This window comes from Pedobacter miscanthi, assembly GCF_003315595.1.
Taxonomy (GTDB): Bacteria; Bacteroidota; Bacteroidia; order Sphingobacteriales; family Sphingobacteriaceae; genus Pedobacter; species Pedobacter miscanthi.
This window is the reverse complement of the sequence record NZ_QNQU01000100.1, coordinates 1-220: the sequence shown is the minus strand read 5'-3', so window position 1 is coordinate 220 and position 220 is coordinate 1. Positions and strand designations below refer to the sequence as shown.

1 protein-coding gene is annotated in these 220 nt (G+C 32.7%); it reads left to right on the top strand.

Annotated elements, in window-relative coordinates:
• Window positions 1–220, top strand: a 220-nt coding sequence (locus DRW42_RS29165; protein WP_208643686.1) for a hypothetical protein, incomplete at both ends; no start/stop codon positions are given.

The window sequence follows — 220 nt, the reverse complement described above, 5'->3', positions numbered from 1 at the left end:
TTTTTTGCAAAATGAGTATGTTGTTGGTATTTATAGTACAGCTACAAAAATTTATGGGATTGTGGGAACTCTTTTAATTGCTGCTACTGCTGCTACGATTCCTCGTTTGGCAATGTTCATGGGTCAAGGAAGAATGTCAGAGTACAATAAGCTTCTGAAACAAGTAATTAATATAATGATATTCCTTGTTTTACCTGGAATATTAGGTTTATTTATGGTA